Below are 21,596 nucleotides of genomic sequence, written 5' to 3'. Positions count from 1 at the left end.
TTCTTGCGTAGTTACCATTAGCAATTTTTTTTGCTACAAAAGACCGTAGTCTTTATTTAGAGATTGTTTTCATCAAGGTGTAATTTCGGCACGAAATAATTTAGATAAAAAATCATTCCTATGTAGGTAAGTACTAACGTAGGTATGTTTGAATTGAAGCCTAAATCAAAATTGGGAATATTAAGTAATTGTCTAAATGAAGTTGTTGCAATCGATAGCATAAAAACAATACCAAACACGAACAGGCCTATAATTGAAGCTTTGTTTTTCGAGGTATGTTGAACTCCGTTTTGGGCTTCTTGTTTAAAGAAATACCACAGGATAAGAATACAGAAAATGGCTTCTATAGCTATTGCTAAGTAAATATTTGAGGCATAAAGTCCTAGAGCAACCGCTGGAGTTTCTGCTCCAAATAGATGATGTGGGTGCCCTGAAAAGAAATCTAGTATAAAGTGCCCAGCGACTAAAGCAGCGCCCACAACTCCAATTTGGGTGCTCTTGAATAAAATTTTACCAACTAAAAAGATGACAACCAACCAAAATATTTGTGGAAGTAAATCGTGACTATACAGCATATCAACCTTCATGTTGCTCAACGTAGTATCTAATACATCACTGGGTCCTGTAGGTTCTAAACCAACTATATGAAACGTGAACCACAATAAATCCTGCAACTGTGAGGCTATTAAAAAATAGAGTAAACTTCCTTTTGGAAATTTTTGGTTTGCGATTAAAGCGGTGGTATAATGTCCTGCTAACATAAGTTTGGTTTATAATTTAGGTGATGATTTGTTGATTAAAAAAAGCATTAAAAGCGAATACAGATGATAAAAAGGGGCTGTTTCTCGAAATAGTGATATACCGACCATTAAATTTATACCATAGCGCTCTGTCAATAAAAAGTTTATTTTTTATCGCCTTTCGCAGCCCAATAGATACCACCAAATAAATGGTCTAAATACGTTTGATTATGAAAGGCTTCTGGTTTATGACCAAGTGTAGTATAAAATGAGCGCCCTCCTTCGTAAAATTGATACCACGCGATAGGGTGGTTTTTGCCCATACCTTTAAGCGGTATTTCGTCGTATCCTTTTTGGTAATCATAGGTGTTTTCATCTACGGAAAGGAGTACTTTAATATGTTCTGATTTTAAGAGTTCAAAATTATACCATTCTTCACTCCACAACCATTTTTCGGGTAGGTGTAGGTTAGACGGGAAATTTACATCGTGATTCTTTAGTACCGCTGCCTGAAATTGGGGATGGTCTTTAAAAACTCCGCCTACAAGATTATCAAACCAAAGGTTTCTAATTTTACTATCAGAAGTAGAGTGGACTCCCACAAAACCTTTGCCGTTGTGGAGGTGTGTTTTTAGTACTTCAAGCTGGTCATCAGTTAAGATATCAGCATCAGCATTTAAAAATACAACCACATCGTAAGATGGTAATTTTAGGGCAAGATCTTCTGGGCTTTGCGTCCAATCAAACTTAAACTGATGTTCAGTAGCCATTTTATGGAAAGCAGCTACCGCAGTGGGAATGCACTCATAATGCCAAGTATCTTGTACGGTAAACAATAACACCTTAAATTGGTCTTGAGCAAAAGCCATTTGGTTGCAAGTGAAAATGATAAAACAGGTTAATGATAAAATTCTTGTTTTCATAACGTTTACGTGTTGAGAATGATGGTTATAATATGTTAAAATATAAATAGTTCCAAGCTGCGTTAATGCTATACCACACGGGGTAATTATAGGCTTCCACTTCAGCCACAATATATTTGACGCCCGCAGTTTCTGTGTATTCAAAGTAGAGCTCAAAATCCATTTTGCCGCTCTGGCCAAGTTCTTTGTAATCTTTTACATGCCAGCTTATAAACCGGTTCTTGTATTTTTTAAAGTAGTCAATGGGGTTTATTTGTGAAAAATGCATCCAATACAGATCGGCTTGAAAACTAACATATTCCGGATCTGTGTTTTCTAGGAGGTAGTCATAAACAACCTTGTTTTCTACCGTTTTAAATTCATCGGAATGATTATGGTAAGCGAACCTGATTCCTCTTTCTTTACAAAGTTTTCCAATAGCCGTGTAGTACTCAGCATATCTTTTGAGTTCGGAAAGGGTCTCAATTTCTTTAATTTGATTATTGGATATGGTAAGGTATTCCACACCTGCTTGCCTGTGGTCTTCGATGCATTCCTTCCACCATTTCATAGCTTTTTTCCAAGCTTGATGGTCATCGGAAGGGAGGTCGTAAAACGTCATGGATCCCGTGAATTTCAGGTTATTTTTTTCCACCAGTTTTTTAAAATCCATGGGAGATAGTCCATAAAACGAACGATCTTTATAAACAAAAGTTTCAATATAGCTATAGCCCATTCTATCAAGGTACTTCAGGGTCTCTTTAGGATTCTTCTGCATTTCTTCATGCACTGAAACTAACTGTATTCCTATATTTTTATGCTTTGGATTTTTCTTGATATAGCGCGTTTGCCAAAGCATTTCGTTCTGCGGATTTACTCCCTTTAGGTATACATCAGTTTGATTTTTAAAATCAAAACTAACTGTCATGGTTTCTTTTCCTGTAAAGTCCCGGTCTTTCATTATCCAGTCGCTTTGGGTGGTAAACGCTCCTGTACCAAGGAACATTTGGCCTTGAGCACTTTTACCCAAAGCAAAAAGTGAATCGGTCTTGGTGTCGTATCCAATAAGTTCTGTTAAGGTATGATTGTAGATTTCGCCATCCCGTTGAAACACATCTACGGCCATTGTGGTATGATCTATTTTAGGATAGTTGTTCATTTTGATTAGAGGTGCCTTGGCCACACTATCCGTTTTATAATCAATTGAACTAACCCAGAATCCTAAATACTGTTGCAATCTATCCGATTGTTTTGGAATGGGCTTTTGTGAGAAAACAGTATTTGTTCCTATTAAAAAGAGCAGTAATACGGTTTTTTGGGTAAACCGATGTAAGCTAAAATGGTAATTCATCCTTTAAATCTTATGGTAGTAAATTTAATTGAGTTGAAGGTCTAGGACTATAAGCCTTGAAGCTATGATTGCAACGGGTGTTGCAAATGGACAATTATGTTCATTGGAAGCCATCATAATAGGCTTTAGAATGGGTATGGTCTATGCAACAATCTGTCTACCCTTAGGAGTATGAATTATTGTGTAATCTAGATAAATACTTTCTAACAAGAATGAATGCCACATAGGTGCTTCACAATGCATAATTTATTATAGTGTTCGTATGGTGCATTATTTACCTTCGATGCATAAGGAGCTCTTTCATATTTTCTTAAGGAAACGTGGTAAATTTTATAGGGTTATATTTTATGGGATTATCGATGGATTGTCTTGAAAAAATAGCTACACCATTCCTAATAAAACCCATTATCCTCTTATGTATGGCCGAGACAAAAAAGCAAAATTGACAAAAGAGGCGATGTTAGCAATAGTAGAATAGAAGATTTATTAAGTATAACCATTTAAAGAAATAGGACAGGATTAAAACAAGCGAATAGAGTAATGCACCTATCAGCGATAACCTATAATTTGAAGACCTACCTGCCAGCTGGCAAGAATACCTGAAATTCACTCAAAAACATATGAAAGGTAGCGCAGTACTTGCGTTAATTTTATGGTTAGATTTGGGTAAGTAAGATACAGGGAGTATACGCTAAATTTTATATATTGGTTGGATAATTACCTTATTGTAACAGCGTATGATCTAGTTAAAAAATCATACACAATATTTTATCAATTCTAACTTTCAACTAGATTTCCAAAAGGCATCTTTTTTCATTACCCGTCATTTTATATGTTGCTTCAATATCAATCGTATATTTAATTTTTTATAAATATTAATGATTTTGTTTTTTTTCAACAATAGTTTCAATAGCACTTTTTATTTTATCAATGGCTCCTGTTACGGCAAGATCAATAGAGTTTGCCTGATTACTGATAGCAATGGGTTGTCTGCCTTCAAGTCTAGCTTCTAGTAGACACGAGATATCTTTAAATCCATCTTTTTTTCCATTCTCATCTTTTAAATGAACCTCGATTCTGGTAATATGAGATTCGAACCTTTCTAATGCTTCGGCAATTTGAGAACTAAAAAAATCGCTACTTCTTTCTTCTCCAGTAATTGTTTTGTCAGTATTTATTTGAATTGTCATGTTTTAAAGTTTTAATACCTATTCATAAAAGTTCCTAATTAGTTATTTAGGGAATCTAAATAACTAATTAGTACTTTGTTATTTGCTCTTTTTTCCGATTTGGATAAGAGGTTTTTAGTTCATTTGGTCATCACCCGGTCTGGGTGATTTGAAAACGTCCATTCCTTCTTTCCGATGTTCCACCACTTGTTCCTTAATGAATTCACGGAACTCCCTGTTGCTCTGACCATCTTGTTTCGAAAATTCAGCTACTGTCTTGGTTATTCCTTTTGATTTAGTATTCAAATAAGTTGTATTCATAGGTAATCTTTTTATATTATTTATTTCTGCTTTTATGCAAATTTCAATCTCATTATAATTTTTGTTATGTTTTTTTTACTGTTGTCCCAGCAAAATTAAAATGCTTGGTATTACCGGTCGGATTTTTTGGGTCTGTTGGATTTGTCTGTTCTTTCTATCTTTAATCGCTCCCATTTACATCGCTTTAAATGTTCGTGGATAGTATACGGGTTATATAGCCGAACTCTTACAATGTTGTCTTAAAATAAAAAGTTTAATGTTAAATTTCCTCAACCCCTACAATACACTTTATGAGCTAAGAGGTGCTAATGATCTTCGAATGAAGTTTCCACATAACAACTAACAACTTTGTTATTTTGAAATGTAGCTTTTAGGCCGACTTACTATTTTACCGTTAATGGTTATTTTGTATGCTTCCTTAAAAATAAGACAGCTTAAATTCGAGTTTATTAATTTTAAATTTAACCTGTCAGATGAAAAAAAGTAAATTTAGTGAGCGCCATATTATAAAGGTTCTTAAGGAGATTGAACAGGTACCTGAAGTTCCAGATGTACTTTGGGATGAGACAGCAGCAAAAAGATTTAGAAGAGGATAACAAAAGGCTCATACAAATGTATGCCGATGTTCATTTAGAGACGTATTATTTTAAGGATACCTACCCGTTGCAAAAGAGGAGTGATAACAGGAGAGAAGATTATAATTTTAATCCTCCTCATAAATTCCGGGTATAATAATAGTTTATTGAAATTGGAGGTTTCCTAAAAAGGGAAGGCCTGGGCAGTGTTATTGCTAATTTTTATAATTCTTCATTTCTTTAGATCTTCCTTATTTCATCAATAAGTACAGCTATTCTAGTTCAAAAATAATATTCCTTTCCGTAACTTTTTTATACATGTTCTTAGGAATAACCGTTCTAATTGCAGTTGAAGAGTAGTTTTTATTACTTGGGTTTAGCATATATTCCAGCTGATAGGCAATCATTTTTTCAAAAGGAATAAGGAAGTCCTTGGTCTCACATTGTTCTAGGTCACCTTCCTTAAGTAAATTTAAGACCGTATAGACAGATTCAATAGTACTAAGACAAAGAGATTCTGGCTGCTGCTTGATTATAAATTTTGATTTTATTTTATTATCAAAACTCACTCTTTTTAGTTTTTGTAAGTTCTTACTTAGTTTAAGTATTTTACGTGCGCAGGGCCAGGTGCCATCGATAAGGAAGATGTGTGGGTTCGTACCCATAAAAGAGTTTATTTCAGAACTATTTCTCAGCGATAAATTGAAATTTTCTTTTCCCGGATAAAGTAAGAAAGAACTACTGTTTTCTTGAGTCAGTAGTTCATTTACACGATTATTATTGGTAAAATCGACACCCACTATAATTTCTGAATTATCAAGTTGAAGATGCGTCATATGTCCCGTTCCGTTTTTTTCTTTTTTATACTCCTTCGGGTGCATAAGAATAATAAAACGAGTCTTAGTTTGGAACGAACTAATATGTTCACAAATACAGGTGCTTGAAGGCCTCATGCATTGGTAACATTGGATTCTTGTTTTTTTTAGTTCTACTTTCAAGGTGAATATCTTTTTATTTTTTAATTGGTCAAAACGGTCAAGGCTGCGGCAAGTAGGGTAGGTAAAGATTTTTTTTTCGTTTATGCCCGTCCGCTAGGCAGGTTTTGTTTGATTTTTTCCTGCCCAAAGCAAGATTGCAAAGATATTGTGGACTTCGCAAAAATACGCAAACCTTTCCATCAAGCTCAAAGCCAATATTGATTATACCTCTTGTAAGCAAATCTTTTTGATTTGTAACTTAATAGTCTTCGAAACGCTTATCATACCATCATTTAAAAAGGACTGATTGTATTTATGTTTTTTTTTAGTTTTTAATGTCTATTTCATACCTATTAATCACAATAAACGCTTCTGTTGAGGAATATATTGAATCAACTGTATCTGAATTGCCTAGAATGAAATTGCTTAAACAAATAATCAATGTTATGAGGAGTTAGCTGCATTGCTAATTCTTAATTCGTGTATACTTTTAAGGGGTTAGCGGTCTGGTAAACGTATCAATTACTAGAGGCACGAATTTGTTTCTGGTTTCACTGGATAATCTCTAATAGCCTATTTTTTTACTATTACTGCATAAATTAGAGTTCAGCTATGAAGTGTTTGATGAAAAGTGGTAAAAATACCGTCCCAGACTTAGGTGCTCTTAGTTTATTTTAATATTAGAATTCATATTTCTAAGTATACTAACCACACTTTTAACGGCTAAAAAGCTTGTTTTAGGATTACTTGGACTTGGTTTATTCTCGGTACGCGTATATATTTTTCCGAAATCACCTTCACAAGTTATCTCGTGCATATTACTAGTAGCGTTCGGATCGGCAACGATTTTAATTCTTAAATTTTCACATTCTGATGCAAAATAAATACTTGCAGCAACGTTTATGTTTTTAGGAAATAAACGTACAGCTTCACTTACATTACCTTCCCAAATAGTCTGACTAGTTTTAATTGACGAAAGATCAATCTCCGAACTATCAAAAAACGGAGCGCCTTCTAAACTTTTAGGATGTTTTGTAGTCTGTATGCTAATGGAAGTAATTTCATCATTCACAGCTTTTATAGCATCTAGCCCTGCAATTGCACCTATTGGTAAAATTACCTCACATTTTTTTAAGGTTTTTAAAACCGCTTTATTTTGGTAAAGTCCACCTGTACTGATAATGATTAATTTTAAACCGGTACGGTCTATTTCATCAAATTTCAATAACTGAGAAACGACTTCCTTCGTTGCACATTCAATAATAATATCAACATCATTAATCAGTTCTGGAGTAACCTCTTTTCTAAATTGTACCGGCTGATTTTTAAAATCAAAATCCTCTGTATTAATTTCTTTTCTAGCTACTACGTACCTTAGTTCAAACGAAGGGGCATTAACAACCCATTCTGTAAGATATTTACCTATATTTCCAAAGCCTATTATCGCTATTTTCACTTGACTAATTTTATTTTTTAGTAACATTTTTAATTAAATATATAACAAAGTTTTTAATTAAAAATGGCGCGCTGTAAAGGTTTGATAATGAGATAATAGTATTTGAAGGGTATCTTACAATAAATAACATGGAGCTGTTTTTATGCCTATAATCTTCTTAAAACTCAAAAAACAAGCACTATAGAAAATATACAGGTTGTGTGTCCAGTACGGTTCTCTTTTACTTCACCGAAAAACAAATAATCAATCTAGGGGGTGCAAGTCCCTTATGGGAAGGATTGACCTCTTAAACCATTAGTAAGTTGAAAGCATGTCTATTGTGAGGGAGGGAGTGAAGATTAAAAATAAATGCTTTAGTTTAACCCTGTCTTTTTGGCATCATAGCACTGCAGCCTTCTAAGGACACCCCTGCTTGTTGAGCTATAAAAACGATGCGTTTTGTTTTTAATTGCAATTCATCTAGCGTCCATTTTTTGAGAATTTCAGCTTCAATTTTCCAGCCTTTTAAAAAAATGAGCGTTCTAGTTTCTTTTACGCTTGTTGGTGTGTTTTGATTTCCTAACTTTTGGCATAGAAGCTCCATATTTTCTTTTTTTGGAGTATAAAAATGAAAATTGACTATAAATTCAGTTTCCGAATTAATCCCGTTTTGCTCCCAAATTTGCCACATATTTTCATTTCTTTTAAGCTGAGCGTTTAGTTCAGAAGTATTGTTCATTTGGTTGTTTTTTTAATGTTTTCTAACGTTCAGTATAAGAAACTAAGCAGGTGATCAGCACTTATATTATGGAGTATTACTTAGCTAAATATAAATATTTTGCTTTTATCTTTCTTACTATAAACGCCATATTTTATATTTAGCGGACTTTGTAAATAAACACAGACCTTTCGAAAAGCCTTAATTGCCCTATGTTTTTTATACACTGTTAGCATTAGTATTTATATTCAATCAATTCATCTTTTGGTAAGTCATATTCATATAGTTTTCCGTTTTTTTCATTATAATATAACCATTGTAAAGGTATTGTCTTAAATTCAAACGAATGATTTATACCTATAACTAAATAATTTGTACCATTTCTACTTCTATTTCCTATGGAATATTCAATTTGCTTTTTTTCTTGAATTAAGTTTTTAATTAGTTTTTTTTTTGAATTAGATATATAATATTCAACATTTAAATAGATATAATCTAAGTAGGATTGTGAGTAATTATCTGTGTAATAATATTTAATTTGTTTCTTATAATTTTTTCTAAAGTTAGAAACAATACCATTTTTAATTTTTTTGATACTGAGTAATTGATTATATAATTCTTTTATATCTTCATCTCCAGCACTTGTGATAATGGCTTCTTTCCATTCTATTTCAATAATATCACCTCTTAAGAGGTTTATTTCTTCACCATTTGTAATAAAATTATATGTTTTATTTTCTTTTTTTGCAGTGCAGTAAAAATTGTCGTAATTATCATCGTAAAGAATAAATTCAAAGGTACCTTTTTGTTTAGGTTTAGTTAAAAATCCACTAAAAACATAACCCGTAATTATTTCATTAATAACAGATTTTCCGATTACTTTATACCATTGTCCTTTTATAACTTCTCCATTATCTTTTACCTCAAAATACTTATCTGTTATTTCTAATAACTTTACCTGTTCGGCAAAATTAAATTTCCCTATTTTTTCAGAGTTTAAGTCAGAATCTGACCTAACATTTAGACCACTTTTTGATATAACATAAAAATTATCTTGTGCATAAAAAAAAGTGACTTGAGTCAGTGTAGACTTCCCCTTCTTAGGACACCTCTAATTTCGATAAATAATTATTATTTAGCCCAGATTTGATGAAGAATTTAAATTCTTCATCAAATCTGGGCATGAATTCTTTAGGTAATATATTACCTAAAGATTTATGCGGGTGATTAAAATTATAGTCTTCTCTCCAGTTGTCGCTTATTTTTTGAAGTTGATAAATGTCATTGAAAAAATAGGCATCTAATATATCCTCCCTAAAGAAACGGTTAAATCGTTCTATATATCCATTTTGCATTGGCTTTCCCGGTTGGGTATATTTAATTTCTATAAAGTTCTTTTTACACCAGTTCATAAAAGTCTTAGAGATAAACTCCGGGCCATTATCACATCTTACATATTTGGGTATTCCTATTTCCTCTTTTAGGCATTCAAGAGTTTCTACAACAGCTCTTGCTGGATAAGAAAGTCCTGCGTCTATTGCTAGAGCTTCCCGATTACAGTCGTCTATAACATTAAACACTCTGAGCTTTCTACCATCAGTAAGGGCATCGCTCATAAAATCCATACTCCAACACTCATTTAATGTTAAAGGTGTTTCTAAAGGTTGTTTTATACGTTTAACCAAACGTTTTTTGTGTTTACGGCGCAGACTGAGTTTCATCTCACGGTACACACGTAACACTCGTTTTCTGTTCCATTTTAAGCCTTCACGACGGATCTTATAATAATATTCATCAAAACCTCTAGTTGGGTATGATTCCGCTAACGCTGTTAGCTTATCAATAACCTCACTATCATCTTTCTTACTTTGGTAATACCACATCGATCTACTCAGTCCTACAATATTACAGGCACGGATGATAGGAATTACAAACCTTTTGATGAGATACTTTACACGAACTCTCTTGTCGGAAGGCTTTAGAACTTTTTTGACAATACGTCTTTAAGCATCTTATTATCAAGACTCACATCAGCATACATCTGTTTAAGTTTATTGTTCTCTTCTTCAAGTTCTTTTAAACGTTTAAGCTGCTGTTGTTCCATACCGCCGTACTTCTTTCTCCAATAGTAGAAGGTGCTTTTGTCAATTCCTAATTCTCTAGATAAATCACCTACGGATCTTCCTTGTTCATTTTCCTTAAGAGCTTTAATAATCTGGCTCTCGCTAAATTTGCTGTTTTTCATTGTGACAGTTTGAATTTAAAGTTAGTAAATTCGAATTATAAACTGTCCTATTTTTAGGGAAGCCTACAAGAAGGGGAAGTCTACACTTTGTGCAAATAGAACTCTCTCACGCATCCGTTGATTACAAAATAATTATCTTTTGCTATTTGTCCTTCTTTAAGTAATGTGAATCCTTTTTTTACCGACCTAATGTCAATATCTTTCAAAATAGCGTTTTTCTCTTCTGTGGAGAGAACCTGAAATTTAGAAAAATAAGCTATAAATTTATCTTCTATTTCCATTTTTTTTAATGCTTTACAACGTTTAGTGTAAAATGCGTTTTAATGCATTTTTACATAGTGTTATCGAATTTTTTAAAATTTCGTTTGTTCGATATGGCCAGTTTCCTTTATTAGAGTTTGTGTTTCAGACTTAGGTAGGAGAACTACCATTAAGTTCTCATCTCCTGTGTCGATAAATGTAAACCTATTTGGATTATTGATCTCTACCAAGGCTAGGTTCAAAGATTGAATTAAAAGCTTCATATTTTCACTAAAATGCTGCGATTGTTCCTCAAAAGTAAATTTTGTTGTTGGGGTTATAACAGAAACCAAATGTTTTTCTGAGTTTACTGTTTCTTCTAAGTCGATACTTAACACTTCAGAGTTTATCAAATATGGTAACAGGTGGGTAGTGAATATATTCCTGAATTTTAATGGTGTTCTAGTATCTACAGAACCAAACCAAATGCACCTATTTGTAGAAGTAAGAAGTTCATGATTATCCCAATTGCCACCTACAACGAATTCCGAATTGTATTTTTTAACTATAGCAATAGATTGTTTAATGTCATTTGTGTCTTTGTAACTAACAAAGTATTTTGAAGAGTTTCTATATGCTTTGAAATTATGAGTTGAGCTGTACTTTTGAGGAATTAGTTTTTCAAATTCAAATTCATCTAGGTTAGGGTTTAAAGCGTAAAGAGTTCTAATATATCTATCAAAATCATAGTTGTCTTTTTTACTAGATTGATTAGAAATGGTTGGGTGATTACTTAATATGAATTCTAGTATTTGAGCTTTATCCTGTTCAGTTAAGTTTCCGTTTTTAGTAATATCGACTGATAAGAACAGAGAGTTTGCAATTCCATCTTCATCAAGATAAGGTGAGTTTTCTTGGAAAATATTCCAAAGTTCAATTCCAAGAGAAGGCCCAAGAACACTCCTTGATTTCATTATTTCAGAACTAAATTCAGATGCATTGTTTTCATCTCCAAGTAAAGTTCTTAGTCTGTTTTCGTATTCTTCGGTATATCGTTCAGAGCATTCTTTTTGTAAGAATTCGTGTAGGTATGTAGTAAGTCCTTTAGATACTGACCAATAGTAAATAAAAGCGAGGTCTTCAACCTTTTTTCGGTAGGTTGGCGATTCATGTTTGTGAAGAACAATAAACGGATTGTTTGATAAGTCATTTATTCCATCGTCTATTCTTCTCGTCTTTTTTGTTAAGACTTCTGACACGAGGGTGTCCAATAATGTTAGAGCTTTGTCAAATTCCCCTATTTCAAAAAGGCGTGCTGGAATTGAAGAGTCTTTATATCTGGATTTTAACCGCCTATCAAATGTTTCTCTTTTTGAGATGTATTCATTAAGCATTGTAGAAGCATCATCAAGATTGTTGGTTACGCTGAAATTAAAAAGTTTGATATTTAGATAACTACTTTCACCACTATCCAAGCTGATTAGTTTTTCCCTTATTATTTTATAGAGCAGTGGACTAGTTTTGATACAGTCACATTTGTTGGATATGATGAAACGTGGCTTTTCTTGTTCGTAGTCTTTTTTCAAAAAATCAATCTTTAAAGATTCATCAATTTTAGAATTACAAAGCACCTTTGAATCAAAATCAAGGTATTCATCTGATAAATCATATTTAAAGTTTAAAACATCAGATTCTTGAGTTGATTTTACAATTAGTCCCTCCATATTATTTGATTGAGAATACATACTTGCTAATAGCACAAAAGTAAATGTGAAAGTAAAAAGTGCTGTTTTCATAATTATTTTCGATAACGTTGCGTGTATGGTTAGTGCGGGAATTGAAAGTTAGTGGACTTTTAGTTTAGCACGAGGCAAAGCATTTTGTTTGGCTTTATCTTGTTTTATCAAAAGTCAAATCAAAATGATTTGACGGACTTAGTAAAAATACACAAAACTTTGAATTAAACACTAAACCCGCATTAATTATACACATCTTAAGTTTGATTCTTAGTAAATTGTTGCTATAACTAGAAAGAACAAAAGAGAGAATTAAGGTTAGTATACACGGTGAAGCTTTAGACTTCGACAACATTGATAATCCTCTCTCTTTTACTACTTAAATCACGTTCAGTTCTGTGAGACTTTAGATCTCGTTTTCAAGTTGTTGTGAGCAGAAGTAGCTAGTTCTTTCATAAAACATTTCTTATGAATAAATATAAAGAAACTTTTGGAGTTGACATCAGTAAAGATGTCTTTGATGTACATGGTAGTAACCAAGGTCACGACCAGTATAAGAATGATGAAATTGGATTTAAGAAATTCCTTAAGGAATTACCCAAAAGTTCATTGGTCGTTATGGAAGCTACCGGTTATTATCATTACAGACTTGCACAGTTTCTTTACAAGAAAGGAGTAGTAGTTTCAGTAGTAAATCCATTATCGATAAAGCGGTTCATTCAAATGAAACTGGCCAAGGTAAAAACGGACAAGAGCGATGCCAAGGCTATATGTGAATATGCCCTGATCAACGAGGTTCCTATTTACAATGCTTTGACGGATACCCAAAGTGAGTGTCTACAGTTGTTCCGGTTATTGGATGCCTATTTAAAACAACGAACGGCAACCAAGAACAAAATACATGGGGAAGCGGTTTTAGGTATACCCTCAAAGTTTGTTTATCGTTCGTTGATACGCAACAAGAAGCAGCTCAATAAAGAAGTAACGGCAATCGAATCAAAGATTCTATCATTAGTGAAAGAGGACCAACAAGAGCAATTGACCTTGTTGACGTCAATACCTGGCATAGGGCAAAAGACCGCATTGTTCCTAATAGTGGTCACTGATGGTTTCAGTAAGTTCGAAACGGCATCACAGCTTTGTAGTTATGTAGGTATAACCCCAACGATACGAGAGTCTGGGAGCAGTGTAAGAGGTCGAGCGAGAATAAGTAAGGTCGGTAATAGAAAGCTTCGTAATTTATTGTTTCTATGTTCTTTCAATGCCTGTAAACACAACAAGGCATGCAGAGAGGTATATGAGCGAATCGTGAATAAAGGGAAGAGCAAGAAACTGGCACTGATAGCAGTTGCTAACAAACTACTTAAACAGTCCTTTGCTATCGCAAAATCTGGCAGACCCTATGATGAAGCTTATGTTTCTGTATTACCTAAATAAATAGGGAATAAACCGAATAAAAAAAGCTCAAGAATCTGTTTTTTGAATTTATGAGCCTAGAATAATAGTGTCTCAGATTAAGGAAGAATTTACTTGTTTTTTACCTCAGTTCTTTGTTGGCAGTAGTTTTTAATAATATATAATTTTCCTTTTTTCAGTAATCTTATATTCTCCACCATAAACTTTCTTAATAATCCAGTTTCCTTTTTTGTCATCTACATATTTATAGTTGTAGTTTTTTTCAGTAGCCAATTGGTCATTTTTGAAGTTTTGTTCCTTTTTAATATCTCCTCTTTCGTTGTAATCATAAACTGTTGTAAGTTTTTTGTTATGCCATTGAGTAAATATTTGCTTAATCTTTAAATCATTATTATCATAAGAATATTCCCATTGCATAGAAGGTCTATTATTTAATCCATTTTTGAAAACTATCGTTTTTACTAAAAGTTTATTTTTTGAATAAATTTTTCTTATTGGTTGTAGTATTTTGCCTTTATCACCAATATTATATTCAAGAGTTATTAAAGTATCGTTTCTATAAGTTTTGATAATAGTATCACGCTTAATAGTGAACTTTTTTATTTGATTTCCTTTCTTGTCAAAGTTATATGTTATTGTATCAGTCGGACAGTGAAATTTAGTTCCATTAGATTCAGATGGACATTTTATTTTGATTAAAGTAACAGTTTTTACCTTTTTTTTTAAGCCCATTTTAACTTTATCAGTTTCATTTTTTTGAGCATAAATAATATTGCTGGTAAAAAGTGAGGTAATCATAATAATGTAAAAAAGGTTATTCATTTTAATCATAATGTCATAGTTTTTTAATTACTGCCAACGATGGAGCTATGAACAGTACGGGAGCAAACTAACGTTTACTTTCCGCCACGAACATAGGGAAATCTTTTGGTTTTGTTTTTTCTTTTTCTGGCTAAAGCGAAATCCCAAAGATTTCGCGACCTCATAAAAATACACAAACCTTTCGTTTAAGCCCGAAGCCCGTATTGTTTATAGGTTGTGTTGTACCACGTTTTATTTCGGTTTCTGCTTTACCAATTCTATAAATTCAATTAGTTCATTAACCTTTAAATTTAATTCGGCCTCACTAATTTCATCTGGTCTATGAACTAATTTATTTCTAAACTCAGTTATCCCTTTTAATACAGACTCTTCATTATTTGATAAATTGAATAGTTCTTTGAAGTTCTTTTTGCTATAAATTTTTGGACCTTGATTAACAACTAATTTATTGAAGTCCGCCCAAACTAATAGGAAATCATCGATACCATATTTTTTGCCTACGATTTCAACTTTTTCGCCAAATAAATTTTCAAAAAGTATTTTTGCTATACTGGAATAGGCAATTACTTTTTCTTTTTCAACCGTAATTCCATTCCCGTCATGATATAGTTGATTTCTAATTCTATGATACCATTCTATTTCGCCTAGTTCAATCCCTACAAGTTTATCTTTTGCAAACCTGTCCATTGTATCAATTAAACTTGGAAAGCTTTTAGTCGCTTCGTCATATATTTTACGAGTTACGCCTTCAAGCTTTGTAATCCGTTTTGGTAAGCCCAAATATGTTTTCATCATTAATTCAACTGAATTGTCGATAACAATCATTCCCATTCGATAATCAAAGTCCGTTTCGAGAGATAAGTGCTCAAGACCATGCCTTAATAATTCTTTTGGTCCCGATTTCCAAGGTTCGTTTTTCATTTAGTTTTAAATGTCACGTCCTAAAATACGGCTACAGATTAATATTAGTTTTAAGCGGCATATTGATGCACGTAATTAGGTGTTTTATAATCTAAAGATAAATGTAATCTTTTTGAGTTGTATAATTTGATTGCATTTTTGGCTGCTTTTTTAGCATGGACCACACTGGTAAATGTTTGATCAAGATAGAATTCATCTTTTAGAATACCATTGACCCTTTCGGCTAGGGCGTTTTCATAGCAGTGATTTTCTTCTGTCATACTGATTTTAATTTTCTTTCTTTTTAGTATTTGGGTATAGAGGTTACTGCAATATTGAATACCTCTGTCCGAGTGATGAATAAGGTGATCAATGTTCTTAGCATTGTAAATAGCCTTATTTAAAGCTCTGACACACCCTTTTAGCTCTAGGCTATCACTTAGGTCGTATCCAACGATTTTACGGGAATACATGTCTGTAATCAATGCTAGGTAACAGAATCCTTTTATGGTTCTGATATAGGTAATATCGGATGCCCAAACCTGATTAGGTCTATTGATTTTCAAGTCTTTTATAATATTACCATACTTGTAAAACCGGTGATATGAATTGGTGGTTCTAGAGGAGTACTTCTTTCTTCTAATGAGCAATCGATTTTCTCTTGAGATACGGAACAGCTGGTCTCTACCTACTTTAAGGTGGTACTTATGAAACTCATCTTTTAATGATCTCATGAGTTTTCTGGTACCTTCTCGAGGTAGTGTTCTTCTGCTTTTTCGAACAAGTTCGAGTACATCTTGTTCTATCTTTTTTTGATAACAAAACGTTTTTGGAATTTGTAATAGGCATCTCTTTTCAGATCAAAGGCATTACAGATAGTACCAATCGAATACAGTCTTTCATTACGGTTTATCGGTGCTACTTTCATCAAGGCTTTATGTTTAAGTTTTTTTTTAATTCTTCAACATCTCTATAGCCCAGGTTTTCGGCGGCTACCTCAAGATAGCTGTCGGTCACCAGTTTGTCTAGGTCCTTTTTAATAAGAAGGTCCTTAAGTTGTTTCAGCTCTTTTTGAAGGGCTTTGATACGGGAAAGTTCATCGTCTGTTTGCACGGTTACACGGGTGTTCATTAAATCTTTACGATCATACTTTTTGATCCATACATTTATAGTACTGGATTGTATACCGTAAGTTAATGCAATTTGTCTTTTGGAATGGTTTCCTTTGGTAAGTTCTGCCAAGACTTTGAGCTTAAAGCTCTCACTATAGCGTTTTACATATCCATCATTTTTATACATATACTTGAAGTGTTTTGTATACATATTTCAGGACGGGTCAAAATGTTCGTTAAGGGACATGGTTTACACAAGTTAAAGATTAGACTTTACACTAAATTAGTTTCTAACCTTGTTGATTGTTGTTTATTTCTAAGATGTTTTTCATCAAAGTAACCTAAAAATACATTTCTATAAAACACTTTCCAAATTCCATTGCCAAGTTCTTCAATTGCAACGTGTTTACCTTTTAAAGCAGCGGATACATATACCCAATAATAAGATTTCCATCTCACAGCTCCACTTTCTGTTACTTTGAGTATTTTATACTTCGTGTCATACTCAAAGTTGGGTATTCTTTCGGGGAAGGGTCTAGTAGAGAAATTATGTATATCAGCAGGTGTTTTCATATCTAAGGCTTCATGTGGTCTTACGTTATTATATTGTTTTACAAAGTGATTTAAACGTCTTTGTTGGGCTTTTAAATCATATGCTGAAGGCTTAGCACAAGCAGCCTTTAAATCACGATGCATGCGTTCATGTCTTCCGTTTTGTTGTGGACTAGCAGGATCAGAAAACACAGGACTAATACCTAGTTCAATAAACCAGTAGGAGAGTTGTGTAAAACGTTGTATTGCCCTTACAGAACCAAAAGGGCTACCATTATCTGTGTGTATTTGTTTAGGAATACCATATATTCTAAAAACCCTTTTAAACTCTGCCTTAGCAGACTTTAAATTTTCTTTATAGTGACCTTTAGCAGAGAATAAAAATCGACTTCTAGAGTCTGCAATTGTTAATGGATGGCAATATATTTTATTACCCATTAAGAACTTTCCTTTATAGTCAGCACTCCAAACTTCATTACATGATTCAGGGTCAAATATAGGGAAGACTGGTTTGACTCTTCTCATCCGTTTTTGCGGACATACTAATCCGTTTCTTTTAAGTATATTATGAACAGTAACCACAGATGGGACTTCTTGACTTGAAAGTTCATTAAACAATAACTCTCTAATTTTTTTAGCTCCCCAAAGTTTATATTTCTTCTTTAATTTTAGAATACAATCAACGATATTCTCTTTGGTTGCATTGGGATGTTTGCCAGGTGCTCTTGAATGCTCTTTTAGGCCTTCATAACCTTGAGTTTCAAACCGACTTATCAACTTATAAGCCGTTGGTCGAGAGATTTCAAAACTTTTACATAATTCTGTTATAGTATACTTTCCTGTACGCCATTCACAAATAAATTCGATTTTTTGCTCCATTGTTGTGTTTACTTTCCAAGGCATGATAATTTGATTTTTATCTCAAATTAACCCTTAAAAAAGTGTAAACCATGTGCCTTTAACTTTGTAAACGATGTGTCTTTACCATACCAAAATGTGGTACAACGACTCGGCTATGGTTAGTACGGGAATTAAAAGTAGTGAACTTCCGATTAATCACTTAGCCAAATCTTTTTATTTTGTTTTATCTTTTTTATTTTAAAGCCAAATCAAAAGATTTGGCGGACTTCATTATTTAAACAGACTTTTGATTTTATGCCAAAAGCCCGTATTAAATATAGCCATTGTGCCTGTTGCACAAGTTAGCAATTAATTGACATAGTGTTAAAGTAAATTATTGATTGATTTCTTAACTTTAAGGATGCAAGGCAAAAAAACATATCAAGAAAAGCTTTTTAATAGTTTTCGCTTAAGCGAACGAGTTCCTCAAGACAATTTTTATCGTTTATTAAAAGGTGTATTAGATTTAAATTTTCTCTATGTTCAAACCAAGAGTTACTATGGCGACAGTGGCCAGAAGAGTATAGATCCGGTAGTGTTCTTCAAGTTGTGTTTGGTTGGTTATTTAGAGAATATTATCAGTGACCGTAAATTAATACAGCATTGTTCTATGCGATTAGATATTCTCTATTTCATTGATTACGATTTAGACGAGGAGCTTCCTTGGCACAGTACGATAAGTAGGACTCGTCAGTTGTTTCCTGAGTCAGTATTTGAAGAAGTTTTCACTAAAGTACTTAGTATGTGTATAGAAAAGGGAATGGTAGTGGTCATACCCAAGCTATTGATTCTGCCCCAAAAAGCGAATGCAAGTATGGATACTTTGGAGCTTAAAGTACCTGAAGAAGATTTGCAAGCACATTTGCGAAAGGTTCGTGTGTTTAGTTCTATGGACAAAGAAACACCGCATCGTAAAAGCAAAGGCGATAAGTCAGATAGAGGTCAGCGTATCGTTACAGCGAGCAAGAAAGAACTAGGTGCTATCCAAAGCAGAAATAAGAAATGGAGTACAGATCAAGACCAACGACCAGGGTCAGGAAACAAAGGCTCGAAGTATACCAGTAATAAAACCCATTATAGTCCTACTGATCCAGATGCTCGGATTAGTGTAAAGCCTGGCAAGGCTCGGAAGCTAAATTACTTGAGTCAGTTAAGTGTGGATACGGCTAGTCATGTCATCACCGACATTCGGGCGTATCATGCTGATGGAAGACAATCACAATTACCAGATATAGTAGAACGTTTACATAAGCGTTTGTGGCAACAGGGTCTGTTTTGGGAAAATTGTGTTGCGGACACTGGCTACAGTAGTGGCGAGAACTATGCTTATTTAGAGCAAAAGGACTTAAAGTTTTATTCCTCCACATGGTACCTATAAAGGTGGTCCGGATGGTTTTATTTATAATAGGGAAGAAGATTATTATCAGTGCCCAAGGAAAGATTCCCTTTACTAAAGCGTTTAATGATTATAGAACGGAACAAAAAGAAAGAATATAGGGCACGAAAACATGTTTGTGTTGCTTGCCCAATGCGCAGTAGTTGTCTAGGGAAAAGTGCCCAAGAAAAGAAGTTTAGTGTAACGTATTACCGAGAAGAATACGAACGTAATAATGCTAGGGTACACAGTCCACAGGGCAGATACATGAAAGGCAAACGCCAAAGTACAGTTGAACCCGTATTTGGTACTTTAACGCAGTTTATGGGCTTACGGAAAATAAATACGCTAGGCTTAAAACAAGCCAATAAGGTGATGCACCTATCAGCAATAGCCTATAATCTGAAGACCTGCCTGCCGGCAGACAGGAGTACCTGAAATTCACTCAAAAACACGTAAAAAGTGGAGCAGGAATGGGGTCTTTGTTCATTCTTCTAAAAAAGACCTTATATGCTCTAAAAAACTCACATTTAACCACCTTAAAAATAACCAATTACTTGACTAATTGAAAAATGAAACCGCCTTAAAAGGCGGTTATAAAGGCCATTATTTTATAAATTATGGAGTTGTGCAACGGTTACCTTTGTTATCTCTTGTTTTTCTTTCTAATTAGATTATAATAATTCTCATTTTATTAAATGACCAAATTAAACCTTTTGTGTTGATCAAAGTCTTAGAATAAAGAACATAAAATAATTTTACATGATATTGATGTTTATTAAATCCAAAAAAAGCAATTTACTTTTAAGTATAATTTTAATTGCATTTACTTTTTTTAGTTGCAATAGTAGCGATAATAGTACTGAAGAAATTATTGATGATGAAGTAATTGATGACGATGCAATGTTTTATCAAGCAGAAAGCTTTGTAAAGATAGAGAATGGTTTGGGAGGGCTTGATGCTGATTTGGATGCTGGAGACAGGTTTGCGAGAGACCATGATGCCATAGGTGATGTGAATGGGGATGGTGTAATAGATTATGTTATTGGCGCGCGATCAGATGATGATGGTGGGGTTGATGCCGGAGCAGTATATATTTTGTTTATGAATAGTGATGGTTCTGTATCATCTAATCAAAAAATATCCACAGAAGAAGGTAATTTTGATGAAACTTTAAATGCCGGAAATTTCTTTGGTTACGGTGTTGCTGGTGTGGGGGATTACAATGATGATGGTATTCCTGATATTGCAGTTTCCGCACCAACGAGTCCCAATAACTCATTGTATATTATTCACTTGGATACGAATGGAAAAGTAAAAAGCTATGTAAAAAATGAAAATATAAACGCTCAAGGTTTAACGGCTATCGGGGATATTAATAACGATAATCGAATTGATTTAGTAGCATGCGACCCAGTATCGGATGATGGTGGTTCAAATAGGGGCGCTATTGATATATTGTTTTTAAATGATAGTTCTGAAGTTCTTAATGAAAGTACGGTAACCATTAGTTCTACACAAGGCAATTTTGGTGAAGGATTGCAAGATGGCGATGAATTTGGAGGAAGGGAAGTTGCTATGCTTGGGGATTTAGATAATGATGGGGCTATAGAGATGGCTGTAGGGGCATTTTTGTCCGACGGTGGTAAAGGTGCAATCTGGATACTTTCATTGGATGTAACAACATTAAATGTAGTTTCTAAAATTAAAATAACAGAAGGATTAAATGGTTTTACGGAAACACTTGATTTAGAAGAGAACCCCAATGGTACTTTTGGTGCGCAGTTTGGGCATGCTATGTGCGCAGCTGGTGATATTGATGGTGATGGGATAACAGATTTAGTTACGGGAGCCAATCAGCAAAATGAAGGTAACGGGTATATCCTATATCTAAATGAAGATAAGACCGTAAAAACATTTGATAAAATTAGTGCAACGGAAGGTGGTTTTGATTTGGTTCTTGGCTCAGATGATCGTTTTGCACGTTCCATATCTTATGTAGGAGATATAAAAGGAGACGGTTCTTTTGCAGTAAATTTTGGTGGTGGTGTAGGAATTGGTGGAACAGGCTCGCTTTATACACTTTTCTTTAGACCTATTAATTAGTTTA

The 21,596-nt window shown here is 33.6% G+C and carries 23 protein-coding genes; 5 read left to right on the top strand and 18 right to left on the bottom strand.

Annotated features, from left to right (window positions below):
• Nucleotides 1-56: 56 nt before the first annotated feature.
• The 5 genes from GQR94_RS01155 to GQR94_RS01135 form a co-directional block, all read right to left on the bottom strand.
• Complete coding sequence (locus GQR94_RS01155) at nt 57-761, bottom strand: hypothetical protein (protein WP_158973613.1); 705 nt, start codon at nt 759-761, stop codon at nt 57-59.
• 143 nt (nt 762-904) lie between these two features.
• Nucleotides 905-1,663, bottom strand: a complete 759-nt coding sequence (locus tag GQR94_RS01150; protein WP_158973612.1) for a ThuA domain-containing protein — start codon at nt 1,661-1,663, stop codon at nt 905-907.
• A 25-nt stretch (nt 1,664-1,688) separates the two neighbouring features.
• Nucleotides 1,689-2,993, bottom strand: coding sequence for a sugar phosphate isomerase/epimerase (locus GQR94_RS01145; protein WP_158973611.1), 1,305 nt, complete (start codon nt 2,991-2,993; stop codon nt 1,689-1,691).
• A gap of 875 nt (nt 2,994-3,868) precedes the next feature.
• On the bottom strand, nt 3,869-4,183 hold the full coding sequence (locus tag GQR94_RS01140) for an HPF/RaiA family ribosome-associated protein (RefSeq protein WP_158973610.1): 315 nt from the start codon (nt 4,181-4,183) through the stop codon (nt 3,869-3,871).
• A 114-nt stretch (nt 4,184-4,297) separates the two neighbouring features.
• The gene (locus GQR94_RS01135) at nt 4,298-4,483 is read right to left on the bottom strand and encodes a hypothetical protein (RefSeq protein ID WP_158973609.1); all 186 of its coding nucleotides are present in this window, start codon (nt 4,481-4,483) and stop codon (nt 4,298-4,300) included.
• A 561-nt stretch (nt 4,484-5,044) separates the two neighbouring features.
• On the opposite strand from GQR94_RS01135, the gene GQR94_RS01130 reads away from it, so the two are divergent.
• On the top strand, nt 5,045-5,215 hold the full coding sequence (locus GQR94_RS01130) for a hypothetical protein (RefSeq protein ID WP_158973608.1): 171 nt from the start codon (nt 5,045-5,047) through the stop codon (nt 5,213-5,215).
• A gap of 115 nt (nt 5,216-5,330) precedes the next feature.
• On the opposite strand, the gene GQR94_RS01125 is transcribed toward GQR94_RS01130, so the two are convergent.
• From GQR94_RS01125 to GQR94_RS01095, 8 genes are all read right to left on the bottom strand, one after another.
• Nucleotides 5,331-6,056, bottom strand: a complete 726-nt coding sequence (locus tag GQR94_RS01125; protein WP_233268586.1) for a tRNA-uridine aminocarboxypropyltransferase — start codon at nt 6,054-6,056, stop codon at nt 5,331-5,333.
• Nucleotides 6,057-6,699: 643 nt separating this feature from the next.
• A complete protein-coding gene (locus tag GQR94_RS01120) occupies nt 6,700-7,491 on the bottom strand; it encodes an aspartate dehydrogenase domain-containing protein (protein WP_158973607.1) in 792 nt (263 codons plus the stop codon).
• A 358-nt stretch (nt 7,492-7,849) separates the two neighbouring features.
• Entirely contained in the window at nt 7,850-8,209 is a 360-nt protein-coding gene (locus GQR94_RS01115) for a ribonuclease E inhibitor RraB (protein ID WP_158973606.1), read from the bottom strand.
• A 214-nt stretch (nt 8,210-8,423) separates the two neighbouring features.
• The gene (locus GQR94_RS22880) at nt 8,424-9,227 is read right to left on the bottom strand and encodes an SH3 domain-containing protein (RefSeq protein ID WP_370458292.1); all 804 of its coding nucleotides are present in this window, start codon (nt 9,225-9,227) and stop codon (nt 8,424-8,426) included.
• Between the two features lie 61 nt (nt 9,228-9,288).
• The gene (locus tag GQR94_RS01105) at nt 9,289-10,131 is read right to left on the bottom strand and encodes an IS3 family transposase (protein ID WP_233268678.1); all 843 of its coding nucleotides are present in this window, start codon (nt 10,129-10,131) and stop codon (nt 9,289-9,291) included.
• A 35-nt stretch (nt 10,132-10,166) separates the two neighbouring features.
• Nucleotides 10,167-10,433, bottom strand: a complete 267-nt coding sequence (locus tag GQR94_RS22410) for a transposase (RefSeq protein WP_034669045.1) — start codon at nt 10,431-10,433, stop codon at nt 10,167-10,169.
• Between the two features lie 80 nt (nt 10,434-10,513).
• Complete coding sequence (locus tag GQR94_RS01100; RefSeq protein WP_158973605.1) at nt 10,514-10,714, bottom strand: hypothetical protein; 201 nt, start codon at nt 10,712-10,714, stop codon at nt 10,514-10,516.
• A gap of 72 nt (nt 10,715-10,786) precedes the next feature.
• On the bottom strand, nt 10,787-12,469 hold the full coding sequence (locus GQR94_RS01095; RefSeq protein WP_158973604.1) for a hypothetical protein: 1,683 nt from the start codon (nt 12,467-12,469) through the stop codon (nt 10,787-10,789).
• Nucleotides 12,470-12,877: 408 nt separating this feature from the next.
• Between GQR94_RS01095 and GQR94_RS01090 the strand changes: the two genes are divergently transcribed.
• Nucleotides 12,878-13,846, top strand: a complete 969-nt coding sequence (locus tag GQR94_RS01090; protein ID WP_158973603.1) for a transposase — start codon at nt 12,878-12,880, stop codon at nt 13,844-13,846.
• A 129-nt stretch (nt 13,847-13,975) separates the two neighbouring features.
• Here the strand turns inward: GQR94_RS01090 and GQR94_RS01085 are convergent, their stop codons facing one another.
• The 5 genes from GQR94_RS01085 to GQR94_RS01065 all read right to left on the bottom strand — a co-directional run bounded on the left by GQR94_RS01085 (nt 13,976) and on the right by GQR94_RS01065 (nt 18,114).
• On the bottom strand, nt 13,976-14,656 hold the full coding sequence (locus GQR94_RS01085) for a hypothetical protein (RefSeq protein WP_158973602.1): 681 nt from the start codon (nt 14,654-14,656) through the stop codon (nt 13,976-13,978).
• Between the two features lie 222 nt (nt 14,657-14,878).
• A complete protein-coding gene (locus tag GQR94_RS01080; protein ID WP_158973601.1) occupies nt 14,879-15,568 on the bottom strand; it encodes a hypothetical protein in 690 nt (229 codons plus the stop codon).
• Nucleotides 15,569-15,618: 50 nt separating this feature from the next.
• Nucleotides 15,619-16,353 carry an IS3 family transposase gene (locus GQR94_RS01075; protein WP_233268677.1) on the bottom strand — a complete coding sequence of 245 codons (735 nt, stop codon included), beginning with the start codon at nt 16,351-16,353 and terminating at the stop codon, nt 15,619-15,621.
• Between the two features lie 121 nt (nt 16,354-16,474).
• On the bottom strand, nt 16,475-16,846 hold the full coding sequence (locus GQR94_RS01070; protein WP_024479941.1) for a transposase: 372 nt from the start codon (nt 16,844-16,846) through the stop codon (nt 16,475-16,477).
• An 86-nt stretch (nt 16,847-16,932) separates the two neighbouring features.
• Entirely contained in the window at nt 16,933-18,114 is a 1,182-nt protein-coding gene (locus GQR94_RS01065) for an integrase core domain-containing protein (RefSeq protein ID WP_158973600.1), read from the bottom strand.
• Between the two features lie 358 nt (nt 18,115-18,472).
• Between GQR94_RS01065 and GQR94_RS01060 the strand changes: the two genes are divergently transcribed.
• From GQR94_RS01060 to GQR94_RS01050, 3 genes are all read left to right on the top strand, one after another.
• Entirely contained in the window at nt 18,473-19,489 is a 1,017-nt protein-coding gene (locus GQR94_RS01060) for a transposase (protein ID WP_158973599.1), read from the top strand.
• Between the two features lie 84 nt (nt 19,490-19,573).
• Complete coding sequence (locus GQR94_RS22575; RefSeq protein ID WP_158973598.1) at nt 19,574-19,924, top strand: transposase; 351 nt, start codon at nt 19,574-19,576, stop codon at nt 19,922-19,924.
• A 324-nt stretch (nt 19,925-20,248) separates the two neighbouring features.
• Entirely contained in the window at nt 20,249-21,592 is a 1,344-nt protein-coding gene (locus GQR94_RS01050) for an integrin alpha (protein WP_199271487.1), read from the top strand.
• The last annotated feature ends 4 nt before the right edge of the window (nt 21,593-21,596 follow it).

The organism is Cellulophaga sp. L1A9, assembly GCF_009797025.1.
In the GTDB taxonomy this organism is placed as follows: domain Bacteria; phylum Bacteroidota; class Bacteroidia; order Flavobacteriales; family Flavobacteriaceae; genus Cellulophaga.
Note: the sequence above shows the minus strand (reverse complement) of the source record. Positions and strands in the feature narration are given on the sequence as shown.